General features: G+C 70.5%; 15 protein-coding genes and 1 pseudogene. 8 read left to right on the plus strand and 8 right to left on the minus strand.

Annotated elements, in window-relative coordinates; genetic code table 11:
* Positions 1-12: 12 nt before the first annotated feature.
* Positions 13-990 carry a malate dehydrogenase gene (locus tag Aph01nite_RS32635; protein WP_204044897.1) on the plus strand — a complete coding sequence of 326 codons (978 nt, stop codon included), beginning with the start codon at positions 13-15 and terminating at the stop codon, positions 988-990.
* Between the two features lie 93 nt (positions 991-1,083).
* Here the strand turns inward: Aph01nite_RS32635 and Aph01nite_RS42745 are convergent.
* From Aph01nite_RS42745 to Aph01nite_RS32660, 5 genes and pseudogenes are all read right to left on the minus strand, one after another.
* Positions 1,084-1,566: pseudogene (locus Aph01nite_RS42745) on the minus strand (DUF998 domain-containing protein); the annotation flags it as partial.
* 162 nt (positions 1,567-1,728) lie between these two features.
* Positions 1,729-3,402, minus strand: a complete 1,674-nt coding sequence (locus Aph01nite_RS32645) for an alpha-amylase family protein (protein ID WP_204044898.1) — start codon at positions 3,400-3,402, stop codon at positions 1,729-1,731.
* 70 nt (positions 3,403-3,472) lie between these two features.
* Positions 3,473-3,676 (minus strand): cold-shock protein, encoded by a 204-nt coding sequence (locus Aph01nite_RS32650; RefSeq protein WP_155336120.1) that lies wholly within the window; start codon positions 3,674-3,676, stop codon positions 3,473-3,475.
* Positions 3,677-3,912: 236 nt separating this feature from the next.
* Positions 3,913-4,842, minus strand: coding sequence for a phosphotransferase enzyme family protein (locus Aph01nite_RS32655; RefSeq protein WP_204044899.1), 930 nt, complete (start codon positions 4,840-4,842; stop codon positions 3,913-3,915).
* Positions 4,839-6,278 (minus strand): helix-turn-helix domain-containing protein, encoded by a 1,440-nt coding sequence (locus Aph01nite_RS32660; protein ID WP_204044900.1) that lies wholly within the window; start codon positions 6,276-6,278, stop codon positions 4,839-4,841. The genes Aph01nite_RS32655 and Aph01nite_RS32660 overlap by 4 nt, the downstream gene beginning before the upstream one ends.
* Before the next feature lie 295 nt (positions 6,279-6,573).
* Here Aph01nite_RS32660 and Aph01nite_RS32665 point away from each other — a divergent pair, with 295 nt between their 5' ends.
* Together Aph01nite_RS32665 and cysS are read left to right on the plus strand one after the other, a co-directional pair.
* Positions 6,574-6,864 carry a hypothetical protein gene (locus tag Aph01nite_RS32665; RefSeq protein ID WP_239162152.1) on the plus strand — a complete coding sequence of 97 codons (291 nt, stop codon included), beginning with the start codon at positions 6,574-6,576 and terminating at the stop codon, positions 6,862-6,864.
* Positions 6,865-7,146: 282 nt separating this feature from the next.
* A complete protein-coding gene (gene cysS, locus Aph01nite_RS32670; protein WP_204044901.1) occupies positions 7,147-8,511 on the plus strand; it encodes a cysteine--tRNA ligase in 1,365 nt (454 codons plus the stop codon).
* Positions 8,512-8,563: 52 nt separating this feature from the next.
* Here the strand turns inward: cysS and Aph01nite_RS32675 are convergent, their stop codons facing one another.
* Positions 8,564-12,955, minus strand: a complete 4,392-nt coding sequence (locus Aph01nite_RS32675; RefSeq protein ID WP_204044902.1) for a CHAT domain-containing protein — start codon at positions 12,953-12,955, stop codon at positions 8,564-8,566.
* A gap of 7 nt (positions 12,956-12,962) precedes the next feature.
* Positions 12,963-13,346: a hypothetical protein gene (locus tag Aph01nite_RS32680; protein ID WP_204044903.1), complete on the minus strand. Its 384-nt coding sequence runs from the start codon at positions 13,344-13,346 to the stop codon at positions 12,963-12,965.
* Positions 13,347-13,447: 101 nt separating this feature from the next.
* Here Aph01nite_RS32680 and Aph01nite_RS32685 point away from each other — a divergent pair, with 101 nt between their 5' ends.
* From Aph01nite_RS32685 to Aph01nite_RS32705, 5 genes are all read left to right on the plus strand, one after another.
* On the plus strand, positions 13,448-14,389 hold the full coding sequence (locus Aph01nite_RS32685; protein ID WP_204044904.1) for a nucleoside hydrolase: 942 nt from the start codon (positions 13,448-13,450) through the stop codon (positions 14,387-14,389).
* A 6-nt stretch (positions 14,390-14,395) separates the two neighbouring features.
* Positions 14,396-15,463: a ligand-binding sensor domain-containing protein gene (locus Aph01nite_RS32690; RefSeq protein ID WP_204044905.1), complete on the plus strand. Its 1,068-nt coding sequence runs from the start codon at positions 14,396-14,398 to the stop codon at positions 15,461-15,463.
* A gap of 117 nt (positions 15,464-15,580) precedes the next feature.
* Positions 15,581-17,125 carry a circularly permuted type 2 ATP-grasp protein gene (locus Aph01nite_RS32695; protein ID WP_204044906.1) on the plus strand — a complete coding sequence of 515 codons (1,545 nt, stop codon included), beginning with the start codon at positions 15,581-15,583 and terminating at the stop codon, positions 17,123-17,125.
* Positions 17,122-18,048: an alpha-E domain-containing protein gene (locus tag Aph01nite_RS32700; protein ID WP_204044907.1), complete on the plus strand. Its 927-nt coding sequence runs from the start codon at positions 17,122-17,124 to the stop codon at positions 18,046-18,048. The genes Aph01nite_RS32695 and Aph01nite_RS32700 overlap by 4 nt, the downstream gene beginning before the upstream one ends.
* On the plus strand, positions 18,027-18,860 hold the full coding sequence (locus Aph01nite_RS32705; protein ID WP_239162153.1) for a transglutaminase family protein: 834 nt from the start codon (positions 18,027-18,029) through the stop codon (positions 18,858-18,860). The genes Aph01nite_RS32700 and Aph01nite_RS32705 overlap by 22 nt, the downstream gene beginning before the upstream one ends.
* 176 nt (positions 18,861-19,036) lie before the next feature.
* On the opposite strand, the gene Aph01nite_RS32710 is transcribed toward Aph01nite_RS32705, so the two are convergent.
* On the minus strand, positions 19,037-20,125 hold the full coding sequence (locus Aph01nite_RS32710; RefSeq protein ID WP_239162154.1) for a glycosyltransferase family 4 protein: 1,089 nt from the start codon (positions 20,123-20,125) through the stop codon (positions 19,037-19,039).
* Between the last annotated feature and the right edge of the window lie 49 nt (positions 20,126-20,174).

Genomic DNA, 20,174 nt, shown 5'->3' on the forward strand with positions numbered 1-20,174 from the left:
AAGGGGATCGTCATGACCGTCAAAGTGACCGTCACCGGCGCGGCCGGGCAGATCGGTTACGCTCTGCTCTTTCGCATCGCCTCAGGGCAGCTGCTCGGCGCTGATACGCCCGTCTCGCTGAGCCTGCTGGAGATCACTCCGGCGCTGAAGGCGGCCGAGGGCACCGCGATGGAGCTCGACGACTGCGCGTTCCCGCTGCTCCAGGGCATCGAGATCACCGATGACCCGAACGTCGCCTTCGACGGCGTCAACGTGGCGCTCCTGGTGGGCGCGCGGCCGCGTACGGCCGGCATGGAGCGCGGTGACCTGCTGTCAGCCAACGGCGGCATCTTCGGCCCGCAGGGCAGGGCCATCAACGAGCACGCCGCGGACGACGTCCGGGTGCTCGTGGTGGGCAACCCGGCCAACACCAACGCGCTGATCGCCCGCAGCCACGCGCCCGACGTCCCGGCCGACCGGTTCACCGCGATGACCCGGCTGGACCACAACCGGGCGCTCTCCCAGCTGTCGGCCAAGCTCCAGGTCCCGGTGACCGAGATCAGGAAGATGACCATCTGGGGCAACCACTCCCCGACCATGTACCCCGACCTCTACCACACCGAGGTGGGCGGCAAGATCGCCGCCGAGCAGGTGGACGGGGAGTGGCTGCGGGACACCTTCATCCCGACCGTGGCCAAGCGCGGCGCCGCCATCATCGAGGCGCGCGGCGCGTCCAGCGCTGCCTCGGCCGCCAACGCCGCGATCGACCACGTGCACACCTGGGTGAACGGCACGGCCCCCGGCGACTGGACCTCGGCCGCCGTCGTCTCCGACGGCTCGTACGGGGTGCCCGAAGGACTCATCTCGTCCTTCCCGGTCACCTCCGCGAACGGCCAGTGGGAGATCGTCCAGGGCCTGGACATCGACGCCTTCTCCCGCGAGCGCATCGACCTGTCGGTGCGCGAGCTGCTGGACGAGCGCGACGCGGTCCAGGCGCTCGGCCTCATCTAGCCCGCCCCGCCTGTTTCGCCGGTACGCGTGCCCGGCGGCCACCAGCAGCGCGGCGACCTCCGACAGGACGGTCACCCGCTGGGTGAGCCCGCCGGGCATCAGGCCGGGATCCAGCCCGAGCATGCGCATCACGTACGGCACCAGGACCATCAGCAGTGAGGCCGCGGCCACGAGGCTGAGCACCCGCAGCGCGCGGGAACCGGTGCGGCGGGCGATCAGCAGGGCGGCGACGGGCATGGCGAGGAAGGCGACCAGCGCCGCGTAGCGGTGGATGCCGCCGGCCAGCGAGAGCGAGAGCCCCGGCCGGTCGGTGGGGAAGGCGCCCACCAGCAGCAGGCAGCCGGACCACAGGCCGACCAGCAGCGCGGCCCTGCGGTCCAGGCGGGCCAGCCCGATGGCCAGCACGGCGGAGCCGACCGCCAGCAGCGTCAGCGCGACCGGCAGCAGCCAGCCGCCCTCCGCCCAGGCGTATTCACTGATCATGTCTCGCAACGGGTTCAACCCGGACACCGCGTGCAGCACCGCCATCGCGGCCACGCCCAGCATGGTGATCAGAAAACCCAGCACCGTTCCCATGACATCGACTGTCACGGGAAACGCCCGTCACCCCCATCGGAGATCAGCCCCAGCCAGCCCTGAAACCCCCCTTACCCTCCCTGGTCCGGCACTTCCCGGCATATCGGGGTTCGGGGTCGGGGGAACCGGCCGTTTTCACTGGTCAGGGCCTAGGGGACGGCCTCAGGGCTGGTCGGAGTCGGCGGGCGCGGTCTCGGGGGTCGAGGCCCGGAACCAGCGGCAGCCGTACGGTTCCATCGAGAAGCGCGCGCGGCCGTCGCCGGAGATCTCGATGGTGCCGTCCACCAGCAGATCGGTCAGGACCTTGCCGGAGTCCAGCCCCTCCAGGGTGAGTTCGACCTCGATCTCCCGGTCGGCGAAGTTGTGCGCCGCCAGCACCGTCCCGCCGTCGATGTCGGCCCGGTGCGCCAGCACGGCGGGCTCGCCCGCGTCGAGCACGTCGTAGTCGCCCCAGGCGAACTCGGGGCACTCCCGGTACTGCTCGACCAGCCGGGTGATCCAGATCAGCAGCGAGTCGGGGTCGCGCCGCTGCGCGGTGACGTTCACCTGCTCGGGGCCGTACGCGCCGGAGGTCATGGGGATGGCGGGCTCCGCGGTGGAGAAGCCGCCGTGCAGGTTGGGGGTCCACTGCATGGGGGTGCGCACGGAGGCGCGGCCCTCGATGGCGAGGTTCTCGCCCATGCCGATCTCCTCGCCGTAGAAGAGCACGGGGGTGCCGGGCAGCGAGAAGAGCAGGCTGTAGACGAGGCGGATACGCCGTTGGTCGCCGTCGAGCATGGGGGGCAGCCGGCGGCGGATGCCCCGGTCGAAGATGCGCATGTCCTCGTCGGGCGCGAAGGCCGTGAAGACCTCCTCGCGCTCCTCCTTGGTGAGCTTGTCCAGGGTCAGCTCGTCGTGGTTCCTGATGAAACTCGCCCACTGGCTGTCCTTGGGCGGCTTCGGCCGTTCCCGCAGCGAATCGGCCAGCGGGCGGGCGTCGCCCCGGGCCAGCGCCAGGTACGTGCGCTGCATGCTGATGAAGTCGAAGCACATCGTGATCTCGTTGCCCAGCGGCGTACTCCCGAAATACGTCAATAAATCGTCGTAAGGCAGGTTGACCTCGCCGAGGAGCATGGCGCCGCCGTCCCGGCGGTTCATGAAGGCCCGTAATTCGGCGAAGTAGCTGTGCGGGTCCGGCAGGGTGTCGCTGTCGATCACCCGCTCGACCAGGAACGGAACCGCGTCCACCCGGAACCCCGACAGCCCCAGCTCCATCCAGAACCCCAGAATCTTTGCGATCTCATCGCGTACGGCGGGATTCGCGGTGTTCAGGTCTGGCTGGAATTTGTAGAAACGATGGAAGTAGTACTGCCCGGTTCCCTCGTCCAGTTCCCAGAGGCTGTCCTCCTGGTCGGGGAAGACCACGCCCTTGGGGTCGTCCGGCTCCGGCTTGTCGGACCAGATGTACCAGTCCCGGCGTTCGGAGTCCCGGCTGGAGCGGGCGTCCTGGAACCAGGGATGCCGGTCGGAGGTGTGGTTGACGACGAGGTCGGCGATGACGCGGATGCCCCGGTCCCGGGCGACCCGCATGAACTCCACGAAATCCCCGAGCGTGCCCAGCCGGGGGTCGATGCTGTAGAAGTCGACGATGTCGTACCCGTCGTCCTTGTCGGGGGTGGGGAAGAAGGGCATCAGCCAGATGCAGGTGACGCCCAGCCGGTCCAGGTGGTCGATGCGCTGGATCGCCCCCTGGAAGTCGCCGATCCCGTCGGCGTTGCCGTCCGCGTAGGTCTCGATGTCCAGGCAGTAGATGACGGCGTTCTTCCACCACAGTTCAGAGGTCTGGCTCAGGCGCATGACCGCGACGCCTACCCAGAAAACAACAACCCGCACCACGGACGTGGTGCGGGTTGCGGCTAGAACAGGCTTAGAGCGGCGTGACGTTCTCGGCCTGGGGGCCCTTCTGGCCCTGGACGGTCTGGAAGCTGACGCGCTGGTTCTCGTCGAGGCTGCGGTAACCACTCGACGTGATCGCCGAGTAGTGCACGAACACGTCAGGGGTACCGTCGTCCGGAGCGATAAACCCAAAGCCCTTTTCGGCGTTGAACCACTTGACCGTGCCTTCAGACAACTGCTTCTCCTTTTCGGGAGCCTCACCGTGCCACCAGGTCGGGGACACGGGGCTGCTTAGCGGACCCTACCCTGCATCCGCGCAATACGCTGGAGAAGCAAGCACGCCCGCTGTCGGAACTTTCCGTCGGGAAGGTCCCGAGGCGCTTTTTTACAAACACCACTGCAACACGAGCAGCCTACCCGCCCCGGGCCGGATGTCCAAACAGGGCCCCTCGCCGCAGCTCAGACCCCCTGTCAGCTCAGGGTTGGCGCTGCCATGTACCACCTGGCCTCGCCGTCGCCCTTAGTCAAGGAGTCAAGTCTGCGCGGCAGTTCCTGTCGGGAGAAGGGGTCTCCGGTGGCGTTCCGGATATGGATGCCTACGGCATACATATCCCTAATTTCCATCAAAGTGCTGAAATCTGGCCATTCGCGTAGGTCGGATCCGTACGCGTGTGCGAATGCGTCCACCTCGCCCGTGGTCAGGCCGAACCGGCGCTGGCCGTGGTAGGTGTGCACCAGGTCCCACTCGCGGGGGCCGACCGCGACGCCGTCCCAGTCGCAGAGCACGGCGTGGCCGTCCCGGCAGCGGAGCAGGTTGTCGATCCAGGCGTCCCCGTGCAGCAGGACCGGCGGACCCGAGTCCAGGCTCTGCCAGCGCTCGGTGAGGGTGCAGATCCGCTCTCCCAGCCAGGCCCGCTGGTACGGCGTGAGCACCTCCGACCGGTGCTCGACCGCGTGCCGTACCTCCGCCAGGGGGTCGGTGAGGCGGCGCAGCTCGATCGGCGGCACGGGTTCACGGTGCAGGTTGCGCAGGACCCGGCCGAGCTCGGTGGTGGTGGGGCGGCCGTTGGAGCGTACGTAGCGCCAGAAGGTGACGGCGCGGCCGCCGTACACGATGGGCTGGCCGGGGATCTCGTCCACCGGGCGCACGGTCGGGAAGCCCCGGTCGGCGAGCCAGCGGGCGACGGCGAGCACCACCGGGAGGCGGGTGAGCGCGTCGGGGGCGGTCGCGATCCTGACCACCATCTCGCTTCTCAGCTTGAACACCGCGTTGCTGCGCAGGCGCATCAGCCTGGCCCCCTCGGCCTCGACGCCGATCTGGCCGCAGACCGCGCGCAGGACCGTGAAGGCCTCCTCGGCCAGGGGTTTCCCGGTGAAGGAATGCGCGATGGTGTGGTTCATATGGCAAGCCGGAGGGAGGACTCCGACAGGACTTGGTTGAGGTGCCGGACCGACGGCAGCCGGGGGTCGGCGTCGGCCAGCAGCGCTCTGGCCCGGGTGACGACGATCGAGGTGCGGTGCTCGGCCGGAACCTGGCCGAGCGCCTGGGCGGCCAGGCGGCAGGCCTCGTCGTGGTCGCCGTGCCGGGACAGGTGGCTGGCCTGGTCGAGCAGGATCAGGGCGGGGTCGATGGTCTGGAAGCCGCTGCCGAGCGACTCGAGGCCCTGCACCTGGGACTCGTCGCCCAGCTCCAGCAGGGTGCCGGTGCGGTAGAAGGTCATGCGCTTCTCGGTGAAGACGAAGGCGAGGTCGTCCTGGCTCATGCCGCGCATCCGGGCGAAGATCTGCTCGGCCTCGGCCAGCGCGATCCTGGCCGCCTTGCGGTCGCCCATCCGGGCCAGGGCCCGGGCCTCGGCGGCGGCGGCCAGCGCGGCCGGGGAGCTGGGGGCCGAACCGGCCAGCATCCTGGCCTCCCTGGCCAGCCGTACGGTCTCGGTGAGGTCGCCGTAGTAGTAGGGCAGCATCGTCTGGTTGGCGCGGACCAGGGCGCGCAGGCGCAGGTCGCCGATGTCGTCGGAGGCGGTGCGGGCGGTGCCGTACCAGGCGTGGGCCTGGCGGGTGTCGCCGAGTTTCATCAGCGCGTCGGCGGTGAGCAGGGCCAGCATGGTGGTGGCGGTGAGCAGGCGGCGCTGCACGCTGGCCAGCTGCCGGGCGCCGGCGAGCTTGCGCACGTCGGCCAGTTCCAGCATGACCCGGCAGAGCATGGGCATCGGCGGGGTGGTCATGTACTCCCGGCGGTAGCGCAGCACCTGCTCGTCCAGCCGGTCCAGCTGGTCCTCGGTGACGCTGCCGGTGGCGAGGGACCGATCCACATCGTGCCGGGTGCCCTCCACCTCGGCGAAGAAGCGCCCGTTCGGGGTGCCCGCCAGCATCGCCTGGTGGAACAGGGCCCGCCGGTCGGTGTCGTCGTCGGCCAGTTCCTCGACGTGGACGCCGTCGTCCGGGGAGCCGTTGGCGACCACGACCACCTTCTGGCCGCCGCCGCCCGGGTCCTCGCAGTAGTCGGCGGCCAGCCCGAGCCGGACCGCGTTGGCCTTGTACAGCCGGGCCAGCAGGTCGATGGTCTGCGGCCGGGGCCTGGCCCGGTTGTTCTCCCAGGCGTTGAGCAGGTCGATGCTGGCGCGGGGAAGGCCGAGCGCCTGCTGCTCGCAGAGGAACTCCAGCTCCTCGATGGCCTGCCGGGCGGACCAGCCCCGCCCGAGCCGGTGCGCCTTCAGCATGCTGACCCCGCAGCAGCCGTGGATCGCCTGAACCGTCTGCCACAGGGTCCACTGCCGCGCGTCCGCCTGTTCACGCCAGCGGCGCGCGCATGCTGGGGAATGTTCGCCTCGGGCCATGGTGCCTGCCCTTCCACTGCTGGAGATGGGGCGTCGTTCTAGGGGTCGGGCCGTACCCCAGTCTGCCCGGGAACCACCCTGTTCGGCCATTACGGATATTTCCCACAGGTTAACCGGCACGCACCCAACCGCCACTGTCGTTATGCGTTCGTGGCCGGAGAACCGTGGATGTTCCACGGAATACCGCCGACTTCCCTGGTTATTGCACGTATCCGTCGAATGGGACGGATTGCCGGTAGGTCATCCCAGGTTCACCCTTTCCGGTGAAAGGTCCCAACATCCCCGGGAGACCACCATGGCCATGAAGGCAGATCGCAGCGAAGCGATGGACCACCTTGAGCGGCTGGCCGCCCAGTTGGAGGCGCACTCGTTCCAGGTGCGCCTGACGGCGCCCGCCGGCCTCTACCCGCGACTGCGGGTGGTCAACCCGATGGCCCCGACGGTGGCCGAGGACGTGCTCGCGTCCAACGCCAACGACGGCGAGTGGTGGTACTGGCTCTCCTGGGCCGGCCGCATCGGCCACGCCTCGGACGTGGTCACCGCCGCGGAGCGCATCGCGAGTGTGCTCCACGTCATCCGCCGCTAGCCCGACCCCCAGCCGGTACGGCTCGCGCCACGCGATCCCAAGCGACCCGCGTGCCCCCATTCCGCCCACACTGGGTCGCGAGCCGTACCTCAGGGGTTCTTGTTAGCCGGACTGTTAGCGGAAGAACGGCGAGATGTCTACCATGGAAGCGGGACGCCGAGGGTGGTTCCGGCCTATTAATTGCCGTTTGACGTGTCTCACAATCGGCCCCCGGTGATGTGCGGCCCCCGGCTCGTCGAATCCTATCGACAGCAAGCGGAATGGTCGCTTACCCTCGGGTAGGTGGGTCTCCGCCTTTACGATACTTTCAGTCGCTCGGTTCGCGATTTCACCCCCCGAATTCCGGGAATTGTCTCGCTTTATCTGTGCGGTCCCACCGTGGTCGTCCCACCCCATGTCGGGCAGATCAGATCGCAGGTGAATTTCGATATCCTGCACCGCTGGCTGAGACACCTGAATTATCAGGTCCTGTTCTGCAGGAATGTCACCGACATCGAGGACAAGATCATCAGTCGGTCGCTCAGCGAGGGGGTGCACTGGTGGCGCATCACCGACCCGGTGTACCGCTCGTTCACGCGCACGTACGAGGCCCTGGGCTGCCTTCCGCCCAGCGTGGAGCCCCTGGCGACCGGGCACATCCCGGAGATGATCGAGCTCGTGGAGCAGCTGCTCGGGTCCGGGAACGCGTACGAGGCGGATGGCGACGTGTATTTCTCGGTGGATTCCTTCCCGCCGTACGGCGCGCTCTCCGGGCAGCGCCCGGACCAAATGCGCGGCACCGAGGAGAACAGTCACGGAAAACGCGACCCGCGTGATTTCGCATTGTGGAAGAGAGCCCGTCCCGGTGAACCGATCTGGACCGCGCCATGGGGCGAGGGCCGCCCCGGATGGCATCTCGAATGTTCCGCGATGGCCCGGAAGTACCTCGGCCGGGAATTCGACATCCACGGCGGCGGCGCCAATCTCATCTTCCCGCACCACGAAAACGAGATCGCCCAGTCCCGGGCCGCCGGAGACGAATTCGCGCGATTCTGGATCCACAATGGGCCGGTCACCCACCGGGGCGAGAAGATTCGCAAGGTCGTGAAGAATCCAATGGCCGTGCACACCCTGCTCCGGCGGATTCGCCCGGTCGAGCTCCGTTATTACCTGGCGGCCGCGCACTACCGTTCTCCGATGGAGTTCTCGGTGGCCGCGGTGGAGGAGGCGGCGACCGCTTTCCGGCGGGTCGAGCGCTTCGTGCACCGGGTGGCCGAGCGCCCGGCCGACCGCCTTCCCGCCCAGTTCAGCGAGGCCATGGCCAACGACCTCAACGTGCCGCAGGCCCTCTCCCGGGTGCACGCGGCCGTCAACGAGGGAAACGCGGCACTCGATTCCGGCGACCCGAAACTCGCCGCCGAAAAATGCGGCGAAGTGCGCGCGATGCTGGAAATCCTGGGCCTTGATCCACTGGCCGAGAACTGGGCCAGAGAAACCCGGCTGCGCGAGGTCGCGGGGGCCGTGCTGCACGTGGTCAGAAATCTCGCCGAGACGAGCGCGGCCGAGGGCGAGTTGGACCGCGCACACGCGCTGCACCACCAGATCGACAGCGCCTTGATCGGCAACGTCGTGATCAACCGCCGGATGAATCATCGCTTGCCGGTCTAGGAATGAGCGGATAATTCAACATCGGCAAGGGGTGGCCCCCGTACCAGCCGGCTCAGCGCAGGTCGTTGTCCTCGGCGAGCACCTCCTCGACCTGGCGTATCTCCTCATCCGTGAGCGGGCGCGGCGCGAAGGCCGGCGCGGGCCCGCCCAGCCGGTCGGCCTCCGCGACAGCCATGCGGATCAAGGCGTCGATCACCTCGCGGGCCGCCGCCTCCATGGCTTTTCGGTCCTTCCCCTTCCCGCGGACCTCTCCGGAGACGCGCTCCTCCCCCCACAGATGGATGCGGTAGGAGCGCCGCTTGCCCAGATCCGGGGTGTCGTAGATCCGGACCGCCGGCAGGACGATGCCATGGTCTCGGCGCAGCTCCTCCCGCCGGCGGGTCAGCTCGTCCAGGATCGTGCCCCCGTTGTCCGGATCGAGCACCTCGCTCAACGGCGGCGAGACGGCCAGGTGCAACGGCTCGCTCTCCAACGTGGCCTGCCGTGCCCGCGCCCGCAGTTCCGCCGCGCCGGCTCCGTACGTCACGTCGGCGAGCCCGTCCAGCCCGTGGCCCTCGACGTCCCGCGCCCCCGACGCCTGAGCGAGCAGGATGACCGCCTCGTAGGTGCGCCTGCGCTGACCGTAATCCAGCAGCGGCGCGAGTTCGCGCAGCACCATCGCCGCGGACCTGTGGTCGGGAACCCGATACCGCAGCCGGGCCGCGAGCCGCATCGCGTGGGCCTTCTCCTCCTCCGAGATCCCGGGCAGGCCGCTGAACAACTCGTGGGCCGCGGCCTCGTCGCCCGCGCTCCCGTTCTCGGCGAAACCCGCCGCGGCCAGCTCCAGCTCACGGCGGGCCTGGCCAGGGGACTCCTCCCGCAGATGCATGCGGCCACGCCAGAGGTGCACGATGGCCAGTTCGCGCGGCGCGACCCGCTGGTACAGCTCCTCCAGCCGGTCCAGCTGCGGCGCCAGCGCGTCCGCCGGCGCCTCGGCGAAGTCCATGACCTGAGCCAGCACCCGGCGGGCCCGGGTCTCCAGCAGTTCGTGATCGGACGACACGAGCAGTGCCAGCGCCCGGCGCGCCCCGGCGCTCGCCGCATCGTGGTCGTCCAGCGCGAGGCGCGTCTCGGCCTCGGTGAGGAGCCGTGCCGCCCGTTCGTGCGCCGGAACCGCCTCGGCCGCCTCCAAGGCGTCGAGGTCGTCGAAGAGCCTGGCCGCCTCGGCCTGCTTCCCGGCGACCAGGAGGTGCTGCGCCAGCCGGGCCAGCGCCGACCGGATCAGCGTGGGCCAGCCGATCCGTCCCGCCAGCGCCCGCGCCTCTTCCAGGTGGGCGATCGCCCGGAGGATGTGCTCGCTCTCGGTCTGCACCCCGGCCGCGTTGTGGCGGGCGGCGGCGACGTCACCGAGCTGGCAGAGCGCGTCGAACTCGCCGCGCCCCCAGCCGACCTCCCGCGCCAGCGTCAGCGCCGCGCGCGCTTCCCGCTCCGCCGCGTCGAACGCGCCGTCGCCCAGGTACGCGCCGGCCAGGCGGACCCGGATGGCCGAAAGCGGCAACTCCTCGCCCGGCAGGACGTAACGATCGACCAGTTCGCCCAGCTTCCGCTGCGCGGCCTCGAATCGGCCCTCGGCCATGTCGATGAACGTGACCTGGTCGAGTTCGACGACGGTCTGCGCGAGCTCTCCGCCCTGCACCGACCGGAACAGCCGCAGCGACTGCTCGTACAGGTCGGCCGCCAGGCGTAGTTGGTGCGCACCGCCGTACTGGGCCCAGCCGCCCGCGATCAGCCGCAGGCAGTCCGCCTGGAGGAAGGTGTCCCCGGCGGCCCTGGCCAGGCCGAGCGCCTCGGTCAGCAGCGCGAACGTCTTCCGCAGGTCGTAGAACTGGCTCCAGAACCCGACCGTGGACAGGACTCGCGCGCGGTCGCGCGTGGAGACGCCGTCGGCTCCCGCGAGGGCCGCCTCGAACGACTGGCGCGCGGCCTGCGCGTCGCCGTCGTCGGCCTGCGCGTTGCCCAGGAGGGCGAACAGCAGCGGATGCGGGACGACGTCCAGGGCCTGGCGGCAGATCTCCTGCGCCTCGGCATGCCGGAACCGGCGGGCGGCCACCGCCGCCCGGGTCGCCGCCGCGCGCACCACGAGCCGGTGGCTGCGCCCCGCCGTGGCCAGCCGCTGCACTTCGGCCAGCGCGGGCAGATCGACCAGATCCGGGTCGTTGACCTCGTCGAACGCGCCCAGGTGCGCGGCCAGCGCGGCGGCGCACCGCGCGTGGGCCGTGACCGGGTCGTCGTCGGTGAGCACCGGTTCGAAGACGGCGGGGACCCGGTAGCCTCCGGGCCGCTCGGCGTACTCCAGCAGATGCCAGCCCGCCAGGCGCCTGGCGCGTTCCACCGCTTCCCGCCGCGCCAGGTCCGGCACCGCGGGGACGGCGATCCGCGAGGCCGGGCCCGCGAGCCGCGCCAGGATCTCGGCCGGGACCGGGATCCGGTACGGCGCGACCGCGCGCAGCAGCGCCGCGTCCTTCGGGTCGCGCCGCCCGATCAGCTCGTCGACGGCCATCTTGTCGTAGAACTCTTCGCGCCGCCGCTGGAAGCGCCGGCGCAGCAGTTCCTCGCCCGTCTCCGGGCTGTCGCGGGCGATGTCGAACAGGAAGGTGAGCAGCCGGGGGTTGTCGCGCGCCATCAACCGGGCCAGTTCCACGGCCCGCGGGGTGACCTGCCCCTGATTCGCGAGCCGGTCGATCCGCGCCTGCTGGAAGTGCTCGGGCAGCACGTCCAGGGCCACGTCGTCGAGGAGTTCGATGCCCGGCGACTTCGGCAGGTACCGGCTGGTGATCACGATCCGGTGCGGCCCGCGGACCGTGGCCAGCGCGGAGACGAGCGCGAACAACGCCTGGACGGCCTCCGGTGCTGGCACCGCCTCGGGACCGCCCGTGCCGATGTTCCGCTGCTCGAACTCGTCCAGCACGATGATCACCGGGCGGAACATGCGTCGCAGCGCACGCTCCAGCAGGGCCTTCAGGTCGCTTCCCGGCGGCGCGGAGCCGAGCACGCTGCCGAGCTCCGGGATCGCGCCCAGTTCCTGGAGCAGGACCTCCCGCGTCAGCGGCACGTTGATCGAGACGTAGGTGACCGGGTTGCCGCGCCCCTCCTGGGTCGCGGTGACGCGCTCCAGCACGTTGGCCACCAGCGTCGTCTTGCCCACTCCACCGACCCCGTGCACGACCGCGCCGGGGCGGAGGAATTCGCGCAGCGGGTCGAGCACGCGCTCGAGCCGCTGGATCTCACGCCTGCGGCCGAAGAAGTCCGCCAGCGACACCCGGGCCAGCCCCGACGGCCCGATCTCGCGATGCTGACGGCCGATCCAGATCTGGTCGAGCGGCATCTGCGCCAGCGCGACCGTCAGCGGGCGCGGCATGTCCGTGCCCTGGACGTGCATGCGGAGCATGTGCCAGTGTTCGCGGCCCGCCTTGATCAGCTCCTGGTAGCTGCGGGCCAGCGCGATGGCCGGGCTGCGCCCCAGCATGAGCTGCTTGTAGAACGCGGCCGTCGCCTCGCTCGCGACGCGGTCGTTGACCGGGCGGCCCCAGCCGACCACGATCGGGGCCGAGATGGTCACCAGCTCCTCGGCCAGGGACGGAGCGGCCCCGAGATCGCCTCCCTCGGCCGTCTGGCAGCCCGACAGGAACACCAGCCCGGGACCGCTCTGCCACAGCACCTCGTGCAGGTCCTCGGCCGAGGCCCGGTACGTCAGGCCGTCACGGTCCTCAGTCAGGAAGGACCCGCGCCCGTCGCCGCGCAGCGCGTGCCCGGTCAGGTGGATCACGTCGAAGTGACCGCGGTCGTAGAAGCCCAGCCGGCGGCCCAGTTCGCTCAGGCTGCCCGTCGGCTCGTACTCCAGGTAGAACGGGGCGCCGCCCTCGGCCGCCGCGTCCCGGATCATCGCCTCTTCCATCTCGTAGTTCAGGACGCCGGGGCCGTCGATCGGCTCACAGGCCATGAACAGCAGCCGGAGGGGATGCCGGGCCTCGTCGCGCGTGCGCGCGATCACGTCCACCGACCGGATCGGGATGACCGGGTTCGGCCGGGCGATGAGGAAACCCCGGCCGTCGTGGAGCAGCTCCCACGGCAGATAGCCGAGACCGGCCGACACGTCGAGCAGGATGACCACCAGGTCGTTGGGCCGGCGCTTGAGGTAGCCCGTCAGGTAGAGGTGGCCGGTGTCGAGCAGGTCGTACAGGGTACGGCCGAGCCCGCGCAGCCGGTTCTCGCGTTCCACGTCTCCTTCGCCCGGGTCGTCCAGGTAGTAGCTCGTACCGGCCTGCCGGAGCGCGTTCTGGAGGTCGTCGTAGGCGAGCCGTTCGCTGAACGACTCCTGGCTGTCGCCATGGCTGTAGGTCAGCAGGTAGCCCAGTTCCGGGCGCTGTCCCGCGTTCTTCAGCGCGATCTTCAACGTCCACGGCATGGGGGCGTCAGTCGGCCGTGCCAGGGCCGGGCGGAGACCCGGGATCGGCCTCCGCGTCCGCCTCCCGTTCCAGTTCGAGGAGATGGTCGAACTCGTCCGGAGACAGGTCCTCCAGCGGGTGACGGGACCCCGTACGGTCGAACACGACGATCACGCGGGGCGGCGGCGGACCCGGCTCGTCACGTTTGCGGAGACGTTCCGCCCACTTGAACACGGTGTCGGCGATGGCCACGACGGATCCGGCGAGGGTCACGATCGCGGTGACGACCTCGACGACGTTCTTGTCGCCGGGAGGCGGCTGGCTGAGCCGGGATTGGGAACCGATCTCCGCGGCCAGGTCGGCGGCGTCCCGGGCGGCCGTACTTCCGCTGACCACGATCCGGACGGGCATGCGATCTCCTTGCTCCCCCGACCAAGTGAAACGGCTAATGTCATTCTTAGCCGATAGATGTCGAGATGATGGCGGCAATGCCCGACGCTAAGCTCCGAAGCGTGGCCCCGACAAAGATCGTCATAGACTGCGACCCCGGTATCGACGACGCGCTGGCGATCGCGCTGGCGCATGGCAGTCCCGCGTTGGAGATCGTGGGTATCACCACGGTCGGCGGGAACGTGTCCCTGGAGCGCACCACCGACAACGCGCTGCGGCTGCGGGAGTTCCTCGGCTTCCCCGAGGTGCCGGTGACGCCGGGCGCCGCCGGTGCGATGATGCGGAGCGCGATCGAGGCCGCGCACGTGCACGGGACCGGAGGGCTGGGCGGGGCGATCCTGCCCGCGCCCACGCTGCCGGTGGCGCCGGGGCACGCCGCCGACTACATCATCGAGACGCTGCGCGCCGCTCCCGGTGAGATCACGCTGGTCGCCATCGGGCCGCTGACCAACATCGCCCTGGCCGTGCTCAAGGAGCCGCGCGTGGTCGAGTGGGCGCGGGAGTTCGCCATCCTGGGCGGGACGTACACGCGGGGGAACCGCACGCCGGCGGCGGAGTTCAACATCGCGGCCGACCCGGAGGCGGCGGCGATCGTGTTCCAGGCCGGCTGGACGGTCACCCAGATCGGGCTGGACGTGTCCACCACCGCGCAGGCCACCGGGCCGATCGTGGAGCGCATGCGCGAGATCGGCCGCCTCGGCACCGATCTGCTGATCCCCTGCGCGACCTTCTACGGCATGGTGACCGCCGACGACGGGCCGGCCATCCACGACGCCTGCGCGCTGGCCTACCTGGCCGACCCGAGCCTGATCGTGTTCGAGCCCGCGTGGGTGGAGGTGGAGACCGCCGGCCGGTTCACCTCGGGCATGACGGTCATCGACTTCAATTTGGGCGGACGCGTGCCGAACGCCCGGGTGGGCACCTCCATCGACGTGGGCCGGTTCTGGGAGCTGGCCCTGGCGGCGTACGAGCGTGTGAACAAAGGACTGTCCAGCGGCGTCTAACGGGTTATGTTCGCCCACGTTCTGCTGACCCTCAGCCTGCTGGCCCCGCAGCAGGCCACCGCCGCCCCCGCCTGGACCATCCAGAGGACCTCTGGCATCTCCAACGCCAGCGCGCTCCTGGACGTCTCCGCCTCCGGCGCCTCGGACGCCTGGGCGGTCGGGTACGGCTGCAGCGCCGAGGACAACGAGGGCTGCCCCGCCATCCAGCGCTGGAACGGCAGGACCTGGCGGAAGGTGACGGACGCCAGGACGAACGCCTACCACGCGGTCGGGGTCAGCGCCGCCTCGCCGAACAACGTGTGGGTGGTGGGCAACGGCACGACCGCGTGGGCCGGGCACTGGAACGGGCGGGCGTGGACGTCCTACCAGCCGTTCGGCGCGGCCGAGCACAACAGGATCAGCGATGTGGCCGTCTCCGGGCGGCCCTGGTTCGCGGGTTCCACCGCCGACGGCCGGGGCGTCGTGCTCAGCTGGAGCAAGGCGCGCGGCTTCCGGACCGTGTTCGCCAACCCCGGCTCGCTCAACGCGATCACCGCCAGGAGCGCCACCGGGGACGTCTGGGCGGTGGGCGCCAACGGCTCCCAGCCGATGATCGTGCACGGCTCGAACGGGCGCTTCACCGAGCACCGGGCGCCCCTCATCCCCGGCGGCGTGCTCACCCGCGTCTGGCAGGCGGCCAAGAACGACGTCTGGGCGGTCGGCCACACGGGCGGCACCTTCGCCACGTCGAAGCCGCTCGTGCTGCGCTACGACGGCCGGTCCTGGCGGCAGGTGTCCGTGCCCGTGGCCAAGGGCAGGCTGACGGGAGTGACCAGCGACGGCGCGGGCGTGGTGTGGGCGAGCGGGGTGGACTTCGCGCACGGCCGCCAGGTCCTGCTCATCCGGCTGGGCGCGGGCCGGCCACAGGTGTCCTGGAGCCAGGTGTTGACGATCCCCAACCAGCGCGACTACGACCCCGACACGGTGACGAAGGTCTCGATCAGCCGCGTCCCCGGCACCCGGCACGGGCTCTGGGCGGCGGTCGCGGCGGGCGGCGGGGACTTCGAGACTCACTTCCTGATGCGCCGGAAGTGAGGCGCGCACAGCCGTTTGCGCAGCCAGTGCGGATGGGCGCAATCTCCGTGCCGGAACGACCAATTCCCGAAACAATCCCAGACTTTCCGCGAAACATGCGTTTCTTAGTCTCCGGTCATGGCGGACATATTCGACTCATACGCCCTGGCCGATGCATGGGACGAGATGTTCGAGCGGCCGGGCGTGCCCCGGGCGCCCTACCAGGGACTGTTCGCGGCCCTGCAGCCGCTCGGCGCCGAGGAACTACGGTTCCGGGCCGACCAATTGGCGCGCGTGTTCACCGACCGCGGCGTCACCTTCGACTACGCCGGTGAGGAACGCCCGTTCCCGCTCGACCTGATCCCGCGCGTCATCGACGCCGCCGAGTGGGATCTCATCGCCCGCGCCGTACGCCAGCGGGTGCGCACCCTGGAGGCCTTCCTGGCCGACGTGTACGGCGCCCGCCAGGTCTTCCACGACGGGGTGGTGCCGTGGCGGCTGCTCCAGTCCTCCCCGCACTTCCACCGCACCGCCGACGGGATCCGGCCGGCCAACGGCGTACGGGTGCACATCGCCGGGATCGACATCATCCGGGATGAGGCGGGCGACTTCCGGGTGCTGGAGGACAACGTCCGTACCCCCTCCGGGGTGAGTTACGTGCTGGAGAACCGGCTGGCCATGATGCGGACGCTGCCCGCCCTGTTCGCGGGGCCGGGACGGGACGGCGTCGGAGCCGAGCAGCGGGTGCGGCCGGTGGACGAGTACCCGCCGCGCCTGCTGGCGGCCCTCCGCAAGGCCGCCCCGGCCAGCGTGACCGACCCGACCGTGGTGGTGCTCACCCCGGGCGTCTACAACGCGGCCTACTTCGAGCACGCGCTGCTGGCCCGCCTGATGGGCGTCGAGCTGGTCGAGGGCCGCGACCTGATCTGCGAGAACAACCGCGTCTACATGATCACCACGCACGGCAAGCGCCCGGTGCACGTGATCTACCGGCGGGTGGACGACGACTACCTCGACCCGCTGCACTTCCGGGCCGACTCCACGCTCGGCTGCCCGGGAGTGCTCAACGCGGCCAGGGCCGGCACGGTCACGATCGCCAACGCGGTCGGCAACGGCGTCGCCGACGACAAGCTGCTCTACACGTACGTGCCCGACCTGATGAAGTACTACCTGGGCGAGGAGCCGCTGATCGGCAACGTGGAGTCGCACCGGCTGGCCGACGCCGACACGCTCGAATGGGCGCTCGACCACCTGGACACGCTCGTGCTGAAGCCCGTGGACGGCGCGGGCGGCAAGGGCATCGTGATCGGGCCGCGCGCCGACGAGCGGACCCTGGCCACGCTGGCCGAGGCCGTACGGGCCGATCCGCGGGGGTGGATCGCGCAGCGGCCGGTGGCGCTGTCCACCTCGCCGGCGCTCATCGGGGACCTGCCCCGGCCCCGCCACATCGACCTGCGGCCGTTCGCGGTCAACGACGGCGACGACGTCTGGCTGCTGCCCGGGGGGCTCACCCGGGTGGCGCTCCCGGAAGGAGAACTGGTGGTCAACTCCAGCCAGGGCGGCGGCTCCAAGGACACCTGGGTGCTGTCCGAGCCCGGCCCGCGCGCCGCCGCGCCGGAACCCGCGCCCGCCCAGGTGCACTGGGAACCCACCAGGAACGCGGCCTGGGACGGCCAGCAGTGACCCGCGAGCTGCTCAGCCGGATCGCCGAGACCCTCTACTGGATCGGCAGGTACGTCGAGCGGTCCGACGACATCGCCCGCCTGCTGGACGTCTCCCTGCACCGGGCCCTGGTCGGCCAGGAGGACTGGGCCACCGTGTTCGCCACCCTCGGCCACGTGGGCACCGAGTCGCCCACCACCGAGACCATGGTGCAGCGCCTGGCGTACGACTCCGACACCCCGGGGTCGATCGCCGGATGCGTACGGGCGGCCAGGGAGAACGCCCGGGGCGTGCGGGAGATCGTCTCCAGCGAGGTGTGGGAGTGCCTCAACGTCACCTGGAACCAGCTCCCGCTCCGCCAGGTCGGCGCGGAGCGGCTGGGCCCGCACGGCTACCTCCGGTACGTGCGGGAGCGGGCCGCCCTCTTCTTCGGCCTGGCCGACGCCACCATGAGCCGCGACGACGGCTGGCGCTTCATCGTGCTGGGCCGCAGCCTGGAGCGGGTGGACATGGTCGCCCGGCTGCTGACCGTGCACCACGAGCCCAGCCACTCCTGGAACTGGCGGCTGCTGCTGGAGGCCTGCGGCGCGGACGAGTCGTTCACCAGGACCCACCGCGGCGACGCCCGCCGGGTGCTGGAGTTCCTGCTGCTGGACCGGCTGTTCCCGCGCTCGGTCATGCACGCGCTGGCCACCGCCGAGCAGTGCCTGGCCGAGCTGACCCCCGACCACGACCGGGCCGGCATGTCGGACGCGGCCCGCGCCGCCATCGGCCGGGTCCGGATGAGCCTGGAGTACGCCGACGTGGCCGACCTGGACGACCAGCTGCCGGAGCTGCTCACGGCCCTGCAGGCGGTCTGCGTGATCGCCTCCGAGGCCATCACCGACCGGTTCTTCCAGCACGTGGCGTGGGGAGGGTCGGCGTGGCAGACGGCTGGCGTGTGAGGATCAGGCACCTGACCCTGCTGGAGTACGAGGGCGACGCGCAGTCGTCGTACAACGAGGTCAGGATGACGCCGCTGGACGACCGCGGGCAGACCACGCTGGACCAGCGGCTGGTGGTGCGGCCGGCCACGCCGGTCTGGACGTACCGGGACTACTGGGGCACCCAGGTGAGCGTCTTCGACGTGCCGAAGGCGCACCGGACGCTGTCCATCGAGGCCATCAGCCGGGTGGAGACGTCGGGGCCGCGCCCGCTGGGCAAGCCGCTCGGCTGGGCGGCGCTGCGGGAGGTGGACGGGCCGATCGCCGAGTACCTGCGGCCGACCGAGCGGACCACGATCGCCCCCGAGGTGGCGACCGCCCAGGTGCACGGACGGGACCCGCACGAGGCGGCCGAGGCGATCGCCTGGGCGGTGCACGAGCGGGTGTCCTATGTGCCGGGTTCCACGGGCGTGCTGACCAGCGCGCAGGAGGCCTGGGACCTGCGGGAGGGCGTCTGCCAGGACATGGCCCACCTCACCGTGGCCCTGCTCCGCGCGGCCGGTCTGCCGGCCCGGTACGTCTCCGGCTACCTCCATCCGCACCGGAACGCGGCCGTCGGTGAGGCGGTGGCGGGACAGAGCCACGCCTGGGTGGAGTACTGGGCGGGGGACTGGGTCGCGCTCGACCCAACAAATCGGTCAAAAGTGGGCGAATCACACGTGGTGGTAGCGCGCGGGAGAGATTACGCTGACGTACCCCCTTTGAAAGGTATTTACCAAGGACCACCTGCGGGAAGACAAGTAGTGAAGGTCGAAGTGACCAGGCTGGCGTGATCTTGGCGTCAAAGTGGGAAGGCTGAGACCAAACGATGAGAGGAGCGCCTCTGTGAAAAGGGTCCAGATCGTTCAGCGGCCTCGGCCTCCACGCCGTCCCGTCCCCATCGACCTGCGCACCCCGTCCGGACGGATACTTCCGTTCTAAGTGCCTTAGCCTCTGTTCGAAACCCGTTTCACGAGTCGTCTTCACCGCCCCGCGCGAGCGCGTAGCACCGGTCGAAACCCTCCAGCACGGCCGGCCACGAGCAGCGCACCGGCGCGGTCTCCCGGTTGTGCTCCGCGATCGAGGTGCGCAGCCGCGCATCCCTGGCCAGCCTGGCCACCGAGCCGACCAGCTCATCGAAACTGCCGCCGAGCAATCCCTCCTTGCCCGGCCGGACGAAATCGGCGACCCCGCTCTGGGCCCGGGCCACCACCGGCACGCCCGCCGCCCGGGCCTCCAGCGCGGCCAGCCCGAACGACTCCCGCGGCGCCGGCGCCACGAAGACGTCCGCCCCGGCCAGCAGCTCACGGATCTGCTCGCGGGTGTAGCGGCCCGGCATGCGCACCCAGTCCATCCGATGCGCCCTCAGGTACCGCTCCATCGACGCGCGGGCCGGGCCGTCGCCCACGATGGTGGCGCGCATCGCCACCTCGGCGGGCACCCGCGCCCGCGCCGCCGCCAGCAGCTTCAGCAACCGGACCGGCTGCTTGCGCGGGGCCAGCCTCCCCACCGCCACGACGTGCACGGGATCGCCGGACGGCATCGGGCCCGCGGGGCCCCAGCCGGTCAGGTCCAGGCCGTTGGAGACCACCCGGACCGGCACCCGGGGGCCCGCCACCTGCCGGATCGGGCGGGCGGCCGCCTCGCTCACTGCCGTCGCCACCAGACCCCAGCGATGCCACTCCGACAGCGCCCGCAGCGCGCGGTAGACGTTCTTGGTGACGGGATCCCACATGCTGTGCACGGTGACCACCGCCGGCAGCCCGGCCCGGTGCGCGGCCCGCACCCCCATCCAGGCGAACGGCGAGACCGCCCCGGTGTGCACGTGCACCACATCCGGCCGGTACGACGTCATCAGGCGGATCAGATGGCCGGTCCCGCGCGGGTGGACGGGCAGGTCGAACGGCATCCGGGCGACCAGCCTGCGCACTCCGGGCAGCCGCTCCCCCGGCGTCGCCGTGGCCACCTCCACCTCGTGCCCCGCCTCACGCTGGTTCCTGATGAGGTCCGCCACCTGAACCTCGATCCCGCCCAGCCGGGGAAGGTAACAGTCACTCACGTGAAGGATCCGCACCGACCAAGCCTGACACAGTTTCATGGCGGTGCTT

This window comes from Acrocarpospora phusangensis, assembly GCF_016862995.1.
GTDB lineage: Bacteria > Actinomycetota > Actinomycetes > Streptosporangiales > Streptosporangiaceae > Acrocarpospora > Acrocarpospora phusangensis.